Raw genomic sequence first — 16,639 nt, forward strand, 5'->3', positions numbered from 1 at the left:
TTTAGTCTACCTTATTTGCTGATGTGATATATGATTACTTCCATTCCTCTTTTTGTATTTCCTACTTTATAAATCCTGCCTACCAGCATATCTTCATTCACTATAAAAACTATATACTCATTTGCAAAGGCTGTATTCATATTATTTATATAGTCCTCATGCCACCCATACATTTCTACATTCCAGTTTAATAAATCAAAGTTCAACCCACTACCCAAATCTGTATAATATTCAAAGTCATTTGAGGCTTTTTTATTAACTGATACATAGGTTGCTTCTTGAGGGATTATTATCTCATTTATTTTCTTTAAAGAATTTTCATAAGATATATCAGTTGCAAGGCTATGCAAAGTATTAATCATTTCGTAGTATTTGTTCGCTGAAAACACTTCACTTACTGCATCTGAGATACTCCATTCCTGATGATATGCAATTATATACTTATCAACTGGAACTTTAACTGGTTCTGTTAGCTCAGTACTACCCATTGAAAGAATTATATTGCTTTCGTCATTATCTATTTGTCCCTTAATCTGATGTAAATACCTATTTATCAAAGGTATACTCACTAATAAAAGGATTACTAGAGTTGGGACACATATACAAAGAATATTTCTTTTAATCCTTTTCTTTTTATCTTCTTCATCCTCAAGCAATTCTCCAAAAAAGAATTCTTTTACTTTTCTCATACTTAATACCTAATTCTCTCCTAACATATAGATTAATCTTTCGCACATTTTGGCTTTACCCTTGTGTAACCAAAGAAATATATCAGGGCCTCGGTTTCACAATGCATAACTCTGCAAAAATTATCGTTTAAGAATACCCGGTATGTGACATATCCTTTATATCTTTATATTAGGCATTCATATTAATCTGTTTACTTGATACTTTCTCATGGTGCCTGCCAAAGCACTCATAATACCCTATGAAATGCTCCTTTTATCTCGGTACCGGTCATATAAAATTCTTCATACCCATTATATACTTTCGTTTTTTCTTCCATATTAAGGCCTCACATAACTACTGGATAAAAGGTGTTACAAAATCTATCAGCTTTTGTAAATTCCCAACTAAGATTGGCATACCATTAGCTATACCAATCATAGGAGCGATTAACTTTACCCCACTGTTTAATATAGATTTCTTGGGTTCAGGCTTAACTAGTTCCTCATGAATCATTTCTACTGAATCCTTTATTGTAGCCGCATCCTCTGGCGACAGACCTGATAGATTACCCTTTATTTCAGAAATAAGAGAATTTAATTCACTTACATTGATACCGTTATTTTGAGTTGCATTTATTGTTGAACTACCATTTGATACATTAACTTGTCCACCATATACAACAAATTTTGTTTCTTCATCTAAACCCATATCTATCCCCACTCTCGTTAAATATCCTTCGATATTCTGTATCAGTACTAATACAACTCTATCATTAAATTCTTTTACACCATCTTGATAATCTGGCTTATTATAAATTCTATAAAACATATATTCGACTCTATCTATATCTAATATGTACTTTAAAACAGAATATATTTGATAACTTTCCTCTTCTACAGTAGGACCAAAATCAAATAAATACCCATCTTCATGTACCATTCTATTCCAGTCCTCAGCTGAATTATATTCAGTAGATAAACCCATATTAATATAACCCATAATAATTTCGTTACCATCAATAAAATCAATGAACTTCCTAAGAATATATTTATACTCATCAAAAGGAGCCCTCATTATTCTACTAGATATACTATTAAAGCTATGTGATATTTTTTTCAATTCTCTTCTATTCAATTCCATAATCTTGCACCCCACAATATGGGCAATAACTGCCACTCATTTTTATTATTGGTTTAATCTTTGCTTCTTTTTTACAACACCTATATACTTTTCGTTCAAGAGCTTCTACAGTCAGCTTAATTGGATGTTCCTTTTCTTTCTGTAAGTTACCAGTAACCTTGAATTTTAACGGACTATTTCTAGTATCACGTTCTAGTTTTCTAAATTCGTTCATCATCATATCATCAAGATAATTTCCTGCCATTATCAAAGCTAATTCAAGAACATCCTCCGTTATATAGCTGTCACTCACCAAACCACACTCAGGACAATATATATCAAAAATTGAATCATCATCCAAAACATTAGCATCTAATTTGAAAAGTGCCCCACATATCGGACATTTTAACAAGATAAAACCTTCGCTGTCACAAGGTATTCTGATTTCAGTATGTTCTGCATTTCCCATATTCTTTAATACCTTTCTCTATTCTTCGACCTATTTCTTCCAGTATACAATTAACCCACCCTATTAACAATACTATATTTTACATTTTACAACTATAATCAAACCCAGTATTTAAAGAATAATTACAATTTGATTTGCTTTTGCTTTACTAAAATAAGAAGACAAGCTCATCATTACCCCTTGCGTCAGATTATTCAAAGAGATAGCGGGGTATATCGTTTAGATATGCCCCGCTATCACAACATTCAGAGTATTATGAGTAAAATCTGTTATCCTTAGGTTTGGTAGGATTTCATCCAAATCACTCATTTTCACGTTCTTAATCAGTCTATAGGATACCCATATATATTTAACATTCTTGAAGCTACTTTTGTGTATAAGTCTTGTAATATCATATTGATATTCCCCCTCCTTAATTTTATTTCAATGTTGCTTTGAACTCATTGTATACAGACTACCCAACTTGTCTTAGACATAAAGATGGTTAGTGGTACTGTCTGCGAGTTCTTCTTTTAATATCACTCCCTCGAACTACATTGTTTTTAATATTTTAAGTTTCTTTTCTATTACCTACATCTTATATAGCCTTTACTACAGTCGTTTATGTCCAATATTTTTTATTACAAAAAAATAAAACACTCAATCGTTAATGATTAAATGCTTTATTTATGATTAAAAAGGTATTTAAAAGGTCAATTGTTTACTATACTGCACATTAATTTTATTAATCTGTTTCTTAAAAACCTGACACCAATCTGACACCAATGATATGATAATTGGTGTCAAATAGTGATAATTTATGATACTTTTGATTTTTCACAAAGTACCTCTGACCCTAGTATTTAAAGTCATTTTAGAGTTCATAAGGTGTAACCTGATACACATAATAATTCAACCAATTCGTATATAAAGCATTCGCATGTGCTCGCCAGGTAAGTTCCGGTCTTACATAAGTAAGCCCATCAGGATAGTAATTCTCCGGCAGCTCAATTTCCAAGCCCTTATCCACATCTCTCTTATACTCTTTATCCAATGTAATCCTGTCATATTCAGGGTGCCCGGTAACGAAGATCTGCTTGCCGTCCCCTGCTATCACAATAAAGACACCTGCTTCCTTGGATTCCGCAAGAATGGTAAGCTCCGGATTCTTTACAATCTCTTCTTTGGATACGGTGGTATACCTGGAGTGAGGAGCTAAGAACACATCATCGAACCCCCTTACCAAAGGAATCTTGCGGTTTAATACATGATGGGGATAGACACCAAATAATTTGTCCTTCAGGTTTATCTTAGGAATACCAAAATGGTAATAGAGACCTGCTTGGGCTCCCCAGCATATATGAAAGGTTGAGGTTACATGGGTTTTGGACCATTCCATAATTATCTTAAGTTCCTCCCAGTATGTGACCTCTTCAAATTCCATTTGCTCCACCGGTGCTCCGGTAATGATTAGACCATCGAATTTTAAATGTTTTACCTCGTCAAAGGTAAGATAGAACTGGTCCAGATGGCTGGAGGCAGTATTCTTGCCGACATAGGATGCAGTAGCCAGTAGGGTTACATCAACCTGAAGCGGCGTATTGGATAAGCTTCTTAGAATTTGTACTTCCGTATCTTCCTTTAATGGCATAAGATTAAGGATGGCTATGCGTAAGGGACGAATATCCTGATGGATAGCCCTGGTCTCATCCATAATAAATATATTTTCATCTTCCAGCACTCGTTTAGCCGGTAGCTCACTTTGTACCTTAATTGGCATACTAACCCTCCCTGCGCTTTCTGGCGCATATCTAAATTAATAGCAGAATGCTATTCCCCCTGTTTTACCATATCTAATAACATTTCTTCTGTAATTATCTCAATTCCAAGCTCTTTTGCCTTTTTGTTCTTTGTAGAAGAGGATAGGTTGTCGTTATTGATGAGGTAATCGGTTTTAGCAGTTACCGAACCGGTTACCTTAGCTCCTCTCTCTTCCAGATAGTCTTTCAGCGCGTTTCGATTCTCAAAATGTTCCAGAGAACCTGTAATTACGAAGGTTTTACCGGTAAGCACAGAAGGAGCACTCTCACTTTCTGTCACTTCAAAGACAAGCTCTGGCAGCAAGTCTTCTATCATTTTTTGATTACTCTCTTTATTCATAAAGTCTATGAAAGCCGCTGCTATAACATCTCCTACTCCGCTTATCTCAGTAAGACGTTCCGTTGCCGCAGCCTTGATATTATCAAAATTGTTCTGATACTCACGGCAGATTAATTTGGCTGTTGACAGCCCAATTCCCGGTATTCCCAAGCTATATAAGAATCTGGCTACTGTGGTATTTCTTGCTTTATTAACAGATGCAATTAACTTTTGATAGGATTTCTCTCCGAACCCTTCCATCTCTGTGATGGTTTCCTTATAGCCCTCCAGATGAAAAAGATCGGCTACCTCATGAATAATCCCCATTCCCAGGAATTTCTCAATGGTGGCTTCTGAAAGTCCTTCTATATTCATTGCATCCCTGCTTACAAAATGAGTAAGGGATTTAATTTTCTTGGCTAGACATTCTTCGTTGGTACAGACAAGAACCTTAACATCATTTTCTTCTTTCAGGCTGGTTTTACCGCCGCATACCGGACAGCTCTCAGGTATTGTAACATTTCCGCTCTGGGTTACATTCTCTGCCACCTGGGGTATAATCATATTTGCTTTATATACACGAATGGTATCCCCGATACCAAGTTTTAGCCCCTCCATAATACTGATGTTGTGGAGGCTGGCACGACTGACGGTTGTACCCTCTAATTCCACCGGTTCAAATACAGCAATTGGATTAATAAGCCCCGTTCTGGAAGCACTCCACTCAATTTCCTTTAAGGTAGTATCTTTGATTTCATCTCGCCATTTAAATGCAATAGAGTCCCTTGGAAATTTTGCTGTAGAACCTAGTGAGATTCCATAAGCAATATCATCAAAGGTAAGAACAAGTCCATCGGAAGGCACATCCATAGAGGGTATCTGTTCCGCAAACCAGGCAACTGTCTCTTCAAGGGTTTCTCTTGTTACCTCCTTGCTTTCCACCGTTTCAAAACCAAGGCTTTGAAGCCAGGCCTGCTGCTCTTCTCTGGAATTTCCAAAACCTTCAGAACTACCTGCTTTTACAAGGGTAAATGCATAGTAGCGTACATTTCGCTTTGCTGTTATTTCATTATTTAACTGTCTGACACTTCCACTGCAAAGATTTCTGGGATTCTTATATTTGGCTTCTGTTTCCGGGATTTCCTGATTCATTTTTTCAAAATCAGAATAACGGATTACTGCTTCTCCACGCAATACCAGCTCGCCGGTATAAGGAATTGAATGAGGCAGATTTTTAAATACCTTGGCATTGTTGGTTACTACCTCTCCGATCTCTCCATTTCCTCTTGTGACTGCCTGATACAGCTTTCCATCTCTGTAAGTCAAAACGATGGTAAGTCCATCCATTTTCCAGGAAAGAAGACCTTTCTGATTCCCCAGCCAATCCTTTAGGGTTTCTACTTCCTTTGTTTTGTCAAGGGATAGCATTGGTGACTCATGCCTCATTTTGGGAAGTTCGCTTAGTACTTCGTATCCTACTTTTATCGTGGGGCTTCCGGTTAATACTGTTTTTGTCTCCTGCTCCAGCATAAGAAGTTCATTATAAAGCTTATCATATTCGAAATTACTCATAATTTCGCGGTCTTCCTGCTCATATACTCTTCCAGCTTCACTTAACAGCTTTACCAGTTCTTTTTGTCTCTCCAGTTTCTCCTTCATATCCCTTTATTACCCTTTCAAGTTCGTTCTTATTTTGCGGTTCTGCCCCGCATCTTTCCAGTAGCGGCAGTGTTTTCTTTATGATTGTATACTTTGGTGCGGTTATCAGATGTTCGTTTATTATAATCTGTTTTTGCAGGAAAGGCTGTCCTGGCTTTAGATTCGGTCTTACCTTTAAAACCCGTCTTGCCTTTAACATCAGTTCCGGCTTTAAAGTCTGAATTATCTTTAAAGTTTCTACTATCCTTGAAATCTCTCTTAGATCTAAAGTCTGACTTACTCTTAAAATCAGGCTTGGCTCTATCATCAATCCTGCTTTTCGTATCAGACCTGCCCCTGTAATCTGATTTATCTCTGAAATCTGGCTTGCTTTTAAAGTCTGTTTTATTTTTATTATCTGACCTTCCTCTGAATTCTGAACTGTCTTTGGAATCTGCTTTGTTTCTTAAGTCAGTCTTTTCTTTAAAACCTGACTTTTCTTGAAAGTCTTTCCTGCGCATAGCTTCTGACTTTCCTCTAAAGTCTGATTTGTCTTTGAAGTCATTCCTGTTCTTAGCTTCTGGCTTTCCTCTGAAATCTGATTTTTCTTTGAAGTCTGATTTTTCCGTAAGATCGGTTTTCCTATCACGATAGGATTTGGTATCGTACCCGGTCTTTTTACCATAGACTGCCTTGTTATCAGCAGCGGTACTTCTATTAGAAGTTTCCTTTTTGCTTTTTCTGTTATCCGTTATCCTACGACTTTTAAGGTTTTGAGATCCTTTTCGAGTATTCTTATTATAACTGCTATTTGCGTCCTTTGTTGCAGTCTGCTTTACAACGTAGTTTTCATCAACTGAGGCTTCGTTAGAAGAATCTTTTATTGCCTCTGTCAGAGTTGCAATTTCTCTCTCTGTTACATTCCTATATCCGCCTAACTGCAGATACCCAAGCTGAATATTCATAATACGAATTCTTTTTAACGTTAGCACCTTATAATCAAAATATTCACACATACGTCTTATCTGGCGGTTCAACCCCTGGGTAAGGATTATCTGAAAGGTGAATTTATCCAACGCCTTTATTGTGCAAGGCCTCGTAACAGTGTCCAATATTGGAACACCTTCTGCCATCCCTTTTAGAAATTCAGCTGTTATGGGTTTATCCAGAGTGACGATGTATTCTTTTTCGTGATAATTCCCGGCACGCAGTATTTTGTTTACGATACTGCCGTCATTTGTCAGTAAAATTAAACCTTCGGATTCCTTGTCAAGTCTCCCTATTGGATATATTCTTTTATCAAATTTAAGAAAATCAATTATGTTATCTTTCTCACGTCTGTCCGTGGTACATACGATTCCTCTGGGTTTATTTAAGGCAATAAATACCAGGCTTTCCTCTCGGTTCACGGGCTTACCCTTTAGCAGCACTTCCTGGCCTTTAGAGACTTTCATACCCACCGTAGCCTTTTCTCCGTCTACGGTTACATGACCTTCTTCTATCAGCTTATCAGCCTCTCTTCTGGAACACGCTCCCGAATCGCTTAAAAAACGATTAAGCCTTACGCTCTCCTCGCTGTTTTCCATGTTTTCATCTAATTGCAATAATTTCTTAGTTCTTTTTGCCATCTTGGCTCCATTCTATTCTAAAATTAGTAATATCTTTTGCTATTGTTAAAATTTTTATTAAACTTGGATAATAAAACCTATGTTTAATTATTATAACAGTGCCGCTCTAAAAGTACAAGCATCTTAAAGGAAACACTCCGGCTTATCAAGAAAAGCTCATTCGTGAATGCAATATACACCTGATATTATTTTATACCTAAAAATAGCGAGATACTTTGAAGAATTCTCTTCTGTCAAAGCATCTCGCTTATTAAATTCAAAATAATATTCTAATCCTATGTCTGTTATTCGTTCATAGAAACATTCTTGGCAGATTCTTCCAGCTTAGCATAGAATTCTGATAAAGCTGCATCCTTATTCATAGCAGTTTTGAGCTTCTCATTCACTTGAAATATAAGGTCTTCCACATCAGAAGTGCTGTTCAGCTTTGTTAAGAAATCATCTGTTTTTTTATCGCCTTCACCAAGATAGATATAAAGTTTTCCATCACTGTTAGTCTTCACATAATAACTGTTCATTCCAGGTGCAGGTGTGTCAATACTGGACAGTTTCAGTCCATAAGATACATAAACTACATAAGAGCCTTCTTCTAATCCCTTTTTGGTATAGCACTCAATATCAGAATACTTATCAATGTATTTTGTCTTACGATTAATATCTTTGATATTTAAAAGATCTGTATTGTCTACCAGACTTTCAAACTTTTCTATTTTACCGCTTAATTTTGCTTTGAAATAATCGGATATAAGCTTATCTATCTCCGTGTTGGTATTCTTTACCAGAGGGTTTTTATCTACCGTGAGTAGACTAGCTTCATCCGGATAGCTTCCAGTAGCATCGCCATTTACTGACGGAGTATCTGTTGGAAGTATAGACGCATCAGAAACTGCTGCTTTCGCCATAGTTCCGGCTTCTTTGTCAGTACTTTCATCAGTCCCCTTGGAATCATCCGTAGCACCAAATGCAGTTAAAGTTTGTACCTGCCTTTCTACTGCGGTAGTTTTATCCTGTTCTTGTCTGGTTATGGAAAATGTAACCATTCCAATTCCCATCGTACATACAGTAACCATGGCAATTATCTTTTTATATCTAAGTTTCATTGTAATCTCCTTTAAATAGTCCCAATCAATAGTACATATCAACTATGATATATAATAGCAGACATTAAAGGATTTTGCAATACATTAATTTTATTTTTTGTAACATATTTAATAATTACGTAACAATTGTTGGAACAATATGGCATTTTCTCTATTTTCTGAAAAATATAAAAAATTACTTGCTCAAACAGAAAATTTATTGTAAAATGTGTTTATGCATCTATAGCTCAGTGGATAGAGCAGAAGCTTCCGAAGCTTCGTGTCGGGGGTTCGAGTCCCTTTAGGTGCATTTTTTGTTGCCTTTTTTAGGAAGATTACTCTTTTGCAGATGCTTTTAATTTCTCGTAACACTCTTTACATAATGCCCTGTATTTCTCATTTCCGCCGATGTCTATCTGTTCACCCACTGTAATTACCCTGCCGTTCTGGTCAAACCTGGCATTAATTGTGGCTTTTTTTCCGCATTTACATACAGTTTTTATCTCCTGTATACTCTCTGCAAGTTCCACCAGCCTTTTACTTCCCGGAAAAAGTTGTTGAGTAAAATCTATTAATAGTCCAAAACACATCACAGGGACTTTAAAAGATATCTGATATAATTCATTTACCTGTTCTACACTTAAGAATTGAGCTTCATCTACCATTACCACATCTGTTTTTTCTATATCAAAGCAGGAGTACACGGAGCTGAATTCATCCAGTGTAATGCAATCACTTTGAATTCCCACTCTGGATCTAATAATGGAGTCACCATCCCTATCATCAACCTTAGGCTTAATTAACAGCACCCGGAACCCCTGCTCCTCATAATTGTGCTTAATCATTAACAGATTCGCTGACTTACTGCTGTTCATACAGCCATATTTAAAATATAATTTTGACATACTTCCTCCACTCTGCTTTCCCTGTTATCTTATATAATATAAATGGTTTTCAATCATTTACATACATATTCATGCTCTGATAAGCACACCGCTAGTTTGTACTGTGGAATTTCTCAGGCACACTACCTAATTATATCTACTGGTATATAATAATGCAAGCGGCATCAATCTTTGTGAAGCAGTGTATGCACATAAGCAAAACATATAGATGAAGCAGAACATGCAGGTAAGAACTGAACACGCAGGTATTACTGGAACATATCATTTTTCGAGGCGGTTTGAACCTTTACATAGATATTTAACTGGTTATCGCTGCTATCACAGGTTGCAAGCATAACCTCTTTAATATCTTTGATTCCCTGGGCATGCATTTGCTTTTCCAGCCAGGTTTCGTTCTTGCCTGCCCAGTTCAGGTTTTCTTTCATTATTTTTCCGTCTATAATAACGTTAGCCATGGGGAAGCTCTGCTGCGGATTCAGGTTCATATCTTCCGGTGTTAGCGGTCTGTTCTTAACCATAGGCAGAATGCTTAATTTACCGTTTGACTCCAGAATAGCCGTATGCACTTCACTTAAATCAAAATAACCGCATACTCTGCACATGGAAAGAAACTCGTCCACATCTATTTTAGCTTTCAACATATTTTTTTCATAAATCTTACCGTTTTGATACAAGATAAGTGAGTGCCCTTCAAAGAACCTTCGCATCTTAATGGATTTGCAGGTTAATACGGATATAATGATGCAAACGGCAGCATAAATCACCATAGCTAAAAGCGGTCTTCGATAATCTTCTTCCAGGGATGTGGCCATCTCCGCTGCTATAGAGCCTATGGTTATACTGGTTATATAGTCAAACATACTAAGCTCCGACATCTCACGGTCACCCATTAGTTTTGTCAATATAAATAAAACGACGACTGAGCTTAAGGATAAAACTGCAATTTTCACAAGTTCCATAACTTTATTCCTCCTGGGGATTGAATTCAAATTATAGGATGTACAAATGCCTGGAATTTATGAAAAAGGTCTGTTAAATATTATTTATAATTTTATTTTATTAAAAAATACAAAAAACTATGAGGCCGTCTAATCCCATCAAACAGGTTACAGCTCTGTCAGATTCTGCAATGCCTTATAGAGTAAATCAACTGTCTGTTCGATATAAATATCAATATCTTTTATGGTTTTATCATAGAGAATTTCATGACAGACATCTTCAATCAGAAGATTGCAGTAGTGTAAAAATACTTTTGATGCTTCTTCATTCTTAAAAGGAATTTGAATTATCTCAAATACATCTCTTGTATTTTGCTCCCGCTGTTTTAGATTTTCCTTTCTGATAACGGCAATATCCTCATCCAATAGCTCGAGAGCCATCATATCGTCATGAAAAAGTTTCGAGAAATTATGATATTCCATCATTAATTTGATGAACATCTTAAAAATCTGTTTTATGCTCTCTTCGTCTTTTAGTTCTATTGTTCCCTTATCTGTCCAGAAATCATGGGTAGGACTAAAGAACTTATTATTAATCCTTTTCATGATTTCTATAAAGATATCCTTCTTGTCCTCAAAATAAGAATATATAGAACCCGTAGCAACTCCAGCCTCTTTTGCGATATCAGCGGTTGTAATATTATAATAGCCTCTTTCATTAAAAAGTGTAAAAGCGGCTTTTAATATATTCTCATATTTTTCAATCGATCGTTTCTGGGATGGCATTCTTGTTTTTCTATCCAATTTACTCCTCCATATAATATATTTTCAGGCTACGTCAACCTGCTGTATTTTCTTTAAATTCCCTTATGAATGCTTCTTTAGATTACTATAATATCTCTCAGTGAGAAAGTCAATAATATGAAATCAATTTCATATTTAGTATTGACATTTTAGTTCAATCGAATTATTATATGAACATGAAATTGATTTCACATTTTATAGCAACAAGCTTTATAAATTTTTAGTAATGAAACCTAATAAATATTTAAAGGAGACACTTATGACTACTTCACAAAAAAGGTTATTAGCATTTATCGCTATTGATATTGCATGCTTTCTTACTGTCCTTGACAGCACCATTGTAAATGTATCTTTGCCAAATATGGCAAGATATTTTAACACAACTACAACCGGCATCTCCTGGGTAAGTACTGCTTATTTGATAGCATTTTCATCCTTACTGATAAACTTTTCCAAAATCGCAGATATCTTCGGCAGAAAGAAACTATTCCTGATTGGTCTTTTTATATTCGGAATCTCTTCTGCTCTATGCGGCCTGGCTGATTCCCTTTCCTTACTGATTCTCTTTCGGATCCTACAAGGTGTCGGAGCAGCCATTCTTACTCCCTTGTCAATACCTCTTGGCGTTGAGCTTTTTGGGAAAGAAACTTTGGGAAAATTATCTGTGATTATCGGATTAACCATATCCATTTCAGCCGCCTCCGGTCCAGTTATAGGAGGTCTATTAAATGAATTCTTTACATACAGAGCAATCTTCTATGTTAATATTCCATTTGTAATTGTTGCCTTAATTCTTGCAGCTCTTTATGTAAAGGAGTGCTATGACGGAACCATTGAGAAAAAAGTTGATATCCTCGGCTGTATTCTGTTGTTCCTGTCACTTGGCAGCCTGACTTTTCTCCTAGTGAAAGGAAATGAATATGGCTGGGGAAGTAAGCGAATTCTTGGTCTGATTTGCTTATGCGTACTTTCAGCCGTTTTATTTACAGTATTGGAAATGAAATCAAAAAATCCAATGATTGATTTTAAGCTCTTTCATATTCAATCATTTTCCTCTTCCATCATTTTAATTGCCGTATTTTTCTATGCTTATATGCCTATTTCTTATCTGATTAACTTTTTCTTTGAAAATACTCTGGGATATTCTGTTTTAAAAGCAGGATTGATGATGGGCATTCCAAGTCTTACAGCATTACTTGCAACACCTTTAATGCCTTTCCTGTCTAAGAGATTGTCATCCAGGATGATCTCCTTCCTTAGTATTCTTATTGCAGTAACCGGAAATTTACTGCTGGCTTTTATGAACAGCTCCAACTATATGGTAATTATCTGTATTTCCTTTGTAATTATGGGTATTGGTGTCAGAGTGACAACGATATTATATCAGACAGCTTACGAAGAAGTATCCAATGATAAGAATGGAATTGCCTCAGGAGTTCAAAACAGTCTGCGCCAGTTGACCGCTTGCATAGCGATTGCTCTCGTATCTACTTTAAGCAGCCACTATACCCTTGAAGCAGTGACTCACACAAAAGCAGCTATGATTCAGGAAGTAAATGACAGTGATGTCCTGAACCAAAATGTAAAAGATGAGGTTGTCAAAGCTGTCAGCGGACCTGCCGGATCAGCGGTGTCTTCCAACCTGGACTCATCAAAAGAAATGCTCCATACTCTTCTGGCGCAAAAAGAAAAGAGCGTCCTATCTACGTATCCACAAAATAAGCAGGCGGCAGTTAAAGATAGCTTTCAAAAACAGGAGTCTGAATTAAACTCTATTTTGGCACATACTCTGGCTGTAAAGACAAAAGAAAGCTATAAGGTTTTTAATAAATGTTTCTTTATATCAGGTATCATTGCTGTATTTGGCCTTATAGCCGTTCCTTTTAATCGTAAAAAAGTAGTTTTATAATACCTCCAGGATTTTTTCCTCCTCTCGGTTATAAAAATAAATATTATTAGAAAGAAACTCCTCCTCTGTTACCTGAGTGGAATTCACTTCTGCTACCATTCTTCTTAGCGCAGCTTTATCCATGTTTCCATTATCTCTTAGAGCTATGATTTCGTGGATACTGCTGGGAAGAATGTAGAGGTTAGCTTCAATCTGATCGGCAAGATATTTGACGGCAGTCTGATAGAGAAGGCAGCTTGCTCCGTTTATCCCCTTGTCATTGGTAATTACATAGATGGACTCACTAAGCTCAAGTGAAGTATTTATATCCTTCGTTCCGGTGACAATTCCACCTAAAGCCTCTTCCATAGTATTGATTTTAACCGGAAATAACCGTGGAGTGTTTTCTGACGCCCAATCGGTTAACGTTTTAATATTAATTCCTATGTGTGTTAAGTGTTCATTTGTAAGATGTATTGAATATATGTTTTCCTCCTTACTTTCTATAAGGCAGTAAAAGGTAACTGCCAAATCAAAAAAAGGTAGAAAAGGTTTACCTTCTAATGTTCCTATGTTCTTCTCATAATTCACAACGCGGTAAAATATATTCTGTTTTACCTTCTCATAACTCATAAAATAATTTGAATCTGTTCTTTCCTTACCTTTCATTTTGGGATTCATCCGCATACTTACTCCTTTTTTGCACTATGGCTATTTTATACTACACCTCATTTTTACGTATACTTATAACGTAAATGAAGTTTGTACCTGGTGCTATAAAGTTACTACTATGTAACTTCTACATATTTCTTAATGGAAAAAAAGATAAAATTCAGCTAAATAATAAGGTTTACAATAGGGTAATAAATGAGACAAAGAAAATAAAGAATTCAATTGAATACATGGAAATATAAGACTCATTTTATGATAGTTTATTCTTTGGAAGAAATGATGATTAGATATTAATACTGGATATAAATTCGATTTTGTTTGTGATGTGTTTTGTGAAGTGTTAAATTAGAAGAAAAAAACTAGAACTGTTATGTAATTATAACAGATACTTACAGATATTTCAATAGTTATACTTCTATCTTATATAAAGGTGATATTGGATGATGGCATCAACTTCAGTGTTTATAAGCACTCCCCTTATGAATAAGGCTTTATTTTCTATCCTCTCTTAATTTAGGTGTGAATGACAAATACATTGATTTTATGCATTTATATAATGTATAATATTACCATGTATTTGGTATGCTATTATTACAAAAATGTAGTAATAATATATGTTTCAAGCAGGAGGGATAGTTACGGAAAAAGCAAAGAAGTATTATGAAGCATATGATGATAGATACAAACAAGTCCACAAAGAGTCCATTACATGGTTTTCTGATAACAATTCTAAAATTGTAATTGATACTATTAACCATTATTTCAACAATCAAAAAATTAAGATACTTGAAATTGGCTGTGGGGAAGGTCGAGATGCTCATTACTTACTCAAAGAAGGTTATGAGGTGTTAGCAACTGATATTTCATCAACAGCGATAGATTATTGCAAAAAAAAACATCCAAACAATGAAGATTGTTTTAAAGTGTTAGATTGCTTGACCGATAACCTACAAGTTAAATTTGATTTTATCTATGCCATTGCAGTTGTTCATATGTTGGTACAAGATGAAGATAGACAATCCTTTTACGAATTTATTTATAACCATTTAAGTGAAACAGGAATTGCTTTAATATGTTCTATAGGTGATGGAATAGAAGAAAGAAAAACTGATATATCTCAGGCTTTTGATTTACAAAAAAGAACACATGAAGCAACAGGTAAAGAACTATTTATTGCAGGAACATCATGTAGAGTGGTCGGTTTTAATACCCTGTCAAAGGAGATTAGAGAAAACAACTTAACTGTGTTCAACAGTGGTATTACAGCAATCGAGCCAGACTTTCCTACAATAATGTATGCTATCATAAAAAAGAACAGGAATCCTTTAACATAAAGTAGTAGATTCACTTTCTTTAGAAATTGTGTAGCAAGGGAGGGAAACAAGCTCCGAAATCTATACTTATAACCTTAAAAATGAATTTAATTAATTTTAGAAAATTCTACGATTAGAAATACATTATTTTATCGCTAAGTCACGATGAAATAGTGTATTTTTTTACCCAAAGGAGAAACTGAAGTTTGCCAGTCTTATCTGTTTCACCTACTCTTTGAAAATTCCACTGATAGAAATACATACCTGTGCCGGAAGATAAAACATCCACATGGCTATTTCCGAGAAATGATATAGCTTCTGAAAAGTCATACTTTCTACCGTTATAAAGCCGTCCATATTATAGATTCCGACATTGATATCGCAAAGGAGAAACAAGATCATTCCCACTGCAAATATAAGATTTCTATTGCTGAACTTATGTCTTACATTCCCCACTGCTGTAATTACATTATGGAGAATAGAGATAAAATAAAAGGCTGCAGTTATTAAGAGTAAACTAACCGGTAGCTGTAGGATTAAAAGGATAAGCAGCGCAGCTGCCCACAAAAGAATATTCACAAGAAGCCTTCCTGCGACTCCCCTTCTTCTCTCACCCAGGAAGTAAAGGTATACCAGATACAAAATCTGTACAGCACAAAAGGTAAGCATTCCAAAAGTAAAATTATCTGTAAATAGTAGAAAATAATCGGATACTGCGGTAAAGAACAATCCGCCGGAAAGAATAAAGTTCTCCCTGCGTCTGTATTTTAGAGCATAAGTTAATGTAAAAACATTGCATAAGAGAATGGAGCAATATTTTACCAAGGTCACAGTATCCAAACCCGGATATCCGAAGATATCTCCTGTCATAAATATCAGATACAGCAGCAGTTCCGCTGTTACAAAACCAATCATTCCCCTTTTAGTTTCTTCCGTCATAACTCCTTCCTCCCGGTTTGTATCTGATAATATTCTACTAAATGGTATAACTTCTGATTAAGACATGGTAAAAGCATCAAGGGTCATTCTTTTTGTTGGAACAGTAATCTAGAGAAGCAAGGCTTTGATGCTCAGATAATTATATTGCAAAATACAGTATATGTCTATAAATTTATCCCTTTCTTTCCCTTTCGATTATTATTCAAAATAGACAAATTATCCTTTTTAAGCCTGGTTCTGAAATCCCTTTCTCAGAACAGTTCTGAAACCGAATTCATTGTTTTAGAATATTGGTTTTTTCCTTTTATGTAACCATATATTCAATTTAATAAATTAATTTCATAAAAGTCGCTATATTACAACTTTTGCTTTTATAAGCCATTGTATATACCTATGAATTTTATATAATAGTTTCAAAAGATATAAATCAAATATTGCTTATTTTATTTTTAATTAATGC

Annotated in this window: 13 protein-coding genes, 1 tRNA gene and 1 pseudogene; 3 read left to right on the plus strand and 12 right to left on the minus strand. The window is 35.3% G+C overall.

What is annotated here, in order from left to right; translation table 11 throughout:
- Window positions 1-11: 11 nt before the first annotated feature.
- The 7 genes and pseudogenes from bsdcttw_RS14980 to bsdcttw_RS15010 form a co-directional block, all read right to left on the minus strand.
- A complete protein-coding gene (locus tag bsdcttw_RS14980; protein WP_185255654.1) occupies window positions 12-689 on the minus strand; it encodes a hypothetical protein in 678 nt (225 codons plus the stop codon).
- A gap of 334 nt (window positions 690-1,023) precedes the next feature.
- Window positions 1,024-1,809, minus strand: coding sequence for a hypothetical protein (locus bsdcttw_RS14985; RefSeq protein WP_207726415.1), 786 nt, complete (start codon window positions 1,807-1,809; stop codon window positions 1,024-1,026).
- On the minus strand, window positions 1,796-2,257 hold the full coding sequence (locus bsdcttw_RS14990) for a TFIIB-type zinc ribbon-containing protein (protein ID WP_185255656.1): 462 nt from the start codon (window positions 2,255-2,257) through the stop codon (window positions 1,796-1,798). Before bsdcttw_RS14990 ends, bsdcttw_RS14985 begins: the two co-directional genes overlap by 14 nt.
- A gap of 853 nt (window positions 2,258-3,110) precedes the next feature.
- The gene (metA, locus tag bsdcttw_RS14995; RefSeq protein ID WP_185255657.1) at window positions 3,111-4,016 is read right to left on the minus strand and encodes a homoserine O-acetyltransferase MetA; all 906 of its coding nucleotides are present in this window, start codon (window positions 4,014-4,016) and stop codon (window positions 3,111-3,113) included.
- Between the two features lie 50 nt (window positions 4,017-4,066).
- The gene (gene ligA / locus bsdcttw_RS15000) at window positions 4,067-6,034 is read right to left on the minus strand and encodes an NAD-dependent DNA ligase LigA (RefSeq protein ID WP_185255658.1); all 1,968 of its coding nucleotides are present in this window, start codon (window positions 6,032-6,034) and stop codon (window positions 4,067-4,069) included.
- Window positions 6,035-6,771: 737 nt separating this feature from the next.
- Window positions 6,772-7,599 (minus strand): annotated as a pseudogene (rluF, locus tag bsdcttw_RS25540) (23S rRNA pseudouridine(2604) synthase RluF); the annotation flags it as partial.
- Between the two features lie 326 nt (window positions 7,600-7,925).
- A complete protein-coding gene (locus bsdcttw_RS15010) occupies window positions 7,926-8,741 on the minus strand; it encodes a hypothetical protein (protein ID WP_185255659.1) in 816 nt (271 codons plus the stop codon).
- A gap of 216 nt (window positions 8,742-8,957) precedes the next feature.
- On the opposite strand from bsdcttw_RS15010, the gene bsdcttw_RS15015 reads away from it, so the two are divergent.
- Window positions 8,958-9,030: transfer RNA gene (locus bsdcttw_RS15015), tRNA-Arg, on the plus strand.
- A gap of 25 nt (window positions 9,031-9,055) precedes the next feature.
- On the opposite strand, the gene bsdcttw_RS15020 is transcribed toward bsdcttw_RS15015, so the two are convergent.
- The 3 genes from bsdcttw_RS15020 to bsdcttw_RS15030 all read right to left on the minus strand — a co-directional run bounded on the left by bsdcttw_RS15020 (window position 9,056) and on the right by bsdcttw_RS15030 (window position 11,367).
- Entirely contained in the window at window positions 9,056-9,625 is a 570-nt protein-coding gene (locus bsdcttw_RS15020; protein ID WP_185255660.1) for a thymidine kinase, read from the minus strand.
- A gap of 248 nt (window positions 9,626-9,873) precedes the next feature.
- Window positions 9,874-10,584 carry a DUF421 domain-containing protein gene (locus bsdcttw_RS15025; protein ID WP_185255661.1) on the minus strand — a complete coding sequence of 237 codons (711 nt, stop codon included), beginning with the start codon at window positions 10,582-10,584 and terminating at the stop codon, window positions 9,874-9,876.
- A gap of 147 nt (window positions 10,585-10,731) precedes the next feature.
- On the minus strand, window positions 10,732-11,367 hold the full coding sequence (locus bsdcttw_RS15030) for a TetR/AcrR family transcriptional regulator (RefSeq protein WP_185255662.1): 636 nt from the start codon (window positions 11,365-11,367) through the stop codon (window positions 10,732-10,734).
- A 259-nt stretch (window positions 11,368-11,626) separates the two neighbouring features.
- On the opposite strand from bsdcttw_RS15030, the gene bsdcttw_RS15035 reads away from it, so the two are divergent.
- Window positions 11,627-13,276 (plus strand): DHA2 family efflux MFS transporter permease subunit, encoded by a 1,650-nt coding sequence (locus tag bsdcttw_RS15035; RefSeq protein WP_185255663.1) that lies wholly within the window; start codon window positions 11,627-11,629, stop codon window positions 13,274-13,276.
- Here the strand turns inward: bsdcttw_RS15035 and bsdcttw_RS15040 are convergent.
- The gene (locus bsdcttw_RS15040) at window positions 13,271-13,936 is read right to left on the minus strand and encodes a DUF5688 family protein (protein WP_207726416.1); all 666 of its coding nucleotides are present in this window, start codon (window positions 13,934-13,936) and stop codon (window positions 13,271-13,273) included. The genes bsdcttw_RS15035 and bsdcttw_RS15040 overlap by 6 nt on opposite strands.
- Before the next feature lie 605 nt (window positions 13,937-14,541).
- Here bsdcttw_RS15040 and bsdcttw_RS15045 point away from each other — a divergent pair.
- Complete coding sequence (locus bsdcttw_RS15045) at window positions 14,542-15,261, plus strand: class I SAM-dependent methyltransferase (RefSeq protein WP_185255665.1); 720 nt, start codon at window positions 14,542-14,544, stop codon at window positions 15,259-15,261.
- Between the two features lie 207 nt (window positions 15,262-15,468).
- On the opposite strand, the gene bsdcttw_RS15050 is transcribed toward bsdcttw_RS15045, so the two are convergent.
- On the minus strand, window positions 15,469-16,179 hold the full coding sequence (locus tag bsdcttw_RS15050) for a lysoplasmalogenase family protein (protein WP_185255666.1): 711 nt from the start codon (window positions 16,177-16,179) through the stop codon (window positions 15,469-15,471).
- Window positions 16,180-16,639: the final 460 nt, after the last annotated feature.

This window comes from Anaerocolumna chitinilytica, from assembly GCF_014218355.1.
Lineage (GTDB): Bacteria > Bacillota > Clostridia > Lachnospirales > Lachnospiraceae > Anaerocolumna > Anaerocolumna chitinilytica.

Bases quoted from the DNA above. Each gene is read 5' to 3' on its own strand.
- bsdcttw_RS15040 (WP_207726416.1), bottom strand. From the start codon at position 13,936: ATGAATCCCAAAATGAAAGGTAAGGAAAGAACAGATTCAAATTATTTT.
- bsdcttw_RS15020 (WP_185255660.1), bottom strand. From the start codon at position 9,625: ATGTCAAAATTATATTTTAAATATGGCTGTATGAACAGCAGTAAGTCA.
- bsdcttw_RS15045 (WP_185255665.1), top strand. From the start codon at position 14,542: ATGTTTCAAGCAGGAGGGATAGTTACGGAAAAAGCAAAGAAGTATTAT.
- bsdcttw_RS14985 (WP_207726415.1), bottom strand. From the start codon at position 1,809: ATGGAATTGAATAGAAGAGAATTGAAAAAAATATCACATAGCTTTAAT.
- metA (WP_185255657.1), bottom strand. From the start codon at position 4,016: ATGCCAATTAAGGTACAAAGTGAGCTACCGGCTAAACGAGTGCTGGAA.
- bsdcttw_RS14980 (WP_185255654.1), bottom strand. From the start codon at position 689: ATGAGAAAAGTAAAAGAATTCTTTTTTGGAGAATTGCTTGAGGATGAA.
- bsdcttw_RS15035 (WP_185255663.1), top strand. From the start codon at position 11,627: ATGACTACTTCACAAAAAAGGTTATTAGCATTTATCGCTATTGATATT.
- bsdcttw_RS14990 (WP_185255656.1), bottom strand. From the start codon at position 2,257: ATGGGAAATGCAGAACATACTGAAATCAGAATACCTTGTGACAGCGAA.
- bsdcttw_RS15025 (WP_185255661.1), bottom strand. From the start codon at position 10,584: ATGGAACTTGTGAAAATTGCAGTTTTATCCTTAAGCTCAGTCGTCGTT.
- bsdcttw_RS15010 (WP_185255659.1), bottom strand. From the start codon at position 8,741: ATGAAACTTAGATATAAAAAGATAATTGCCATGGTTACTGTATGTACG.
- bsdcttw_RS15050 (WP_185255666.1), bottom strand. From the start codon at position 16,179: ATGACGGAAGAAACTAAAAGGGGAATGATTGGTTTTGTAACAGCGGAA.
- ligA (WP_185255658.1), bottom strand. From the start codon at position 6,034: ATGAAGGAGAAACTGGAGAGACAAAAAGAACTGGTAAAGCTGTTAAGT.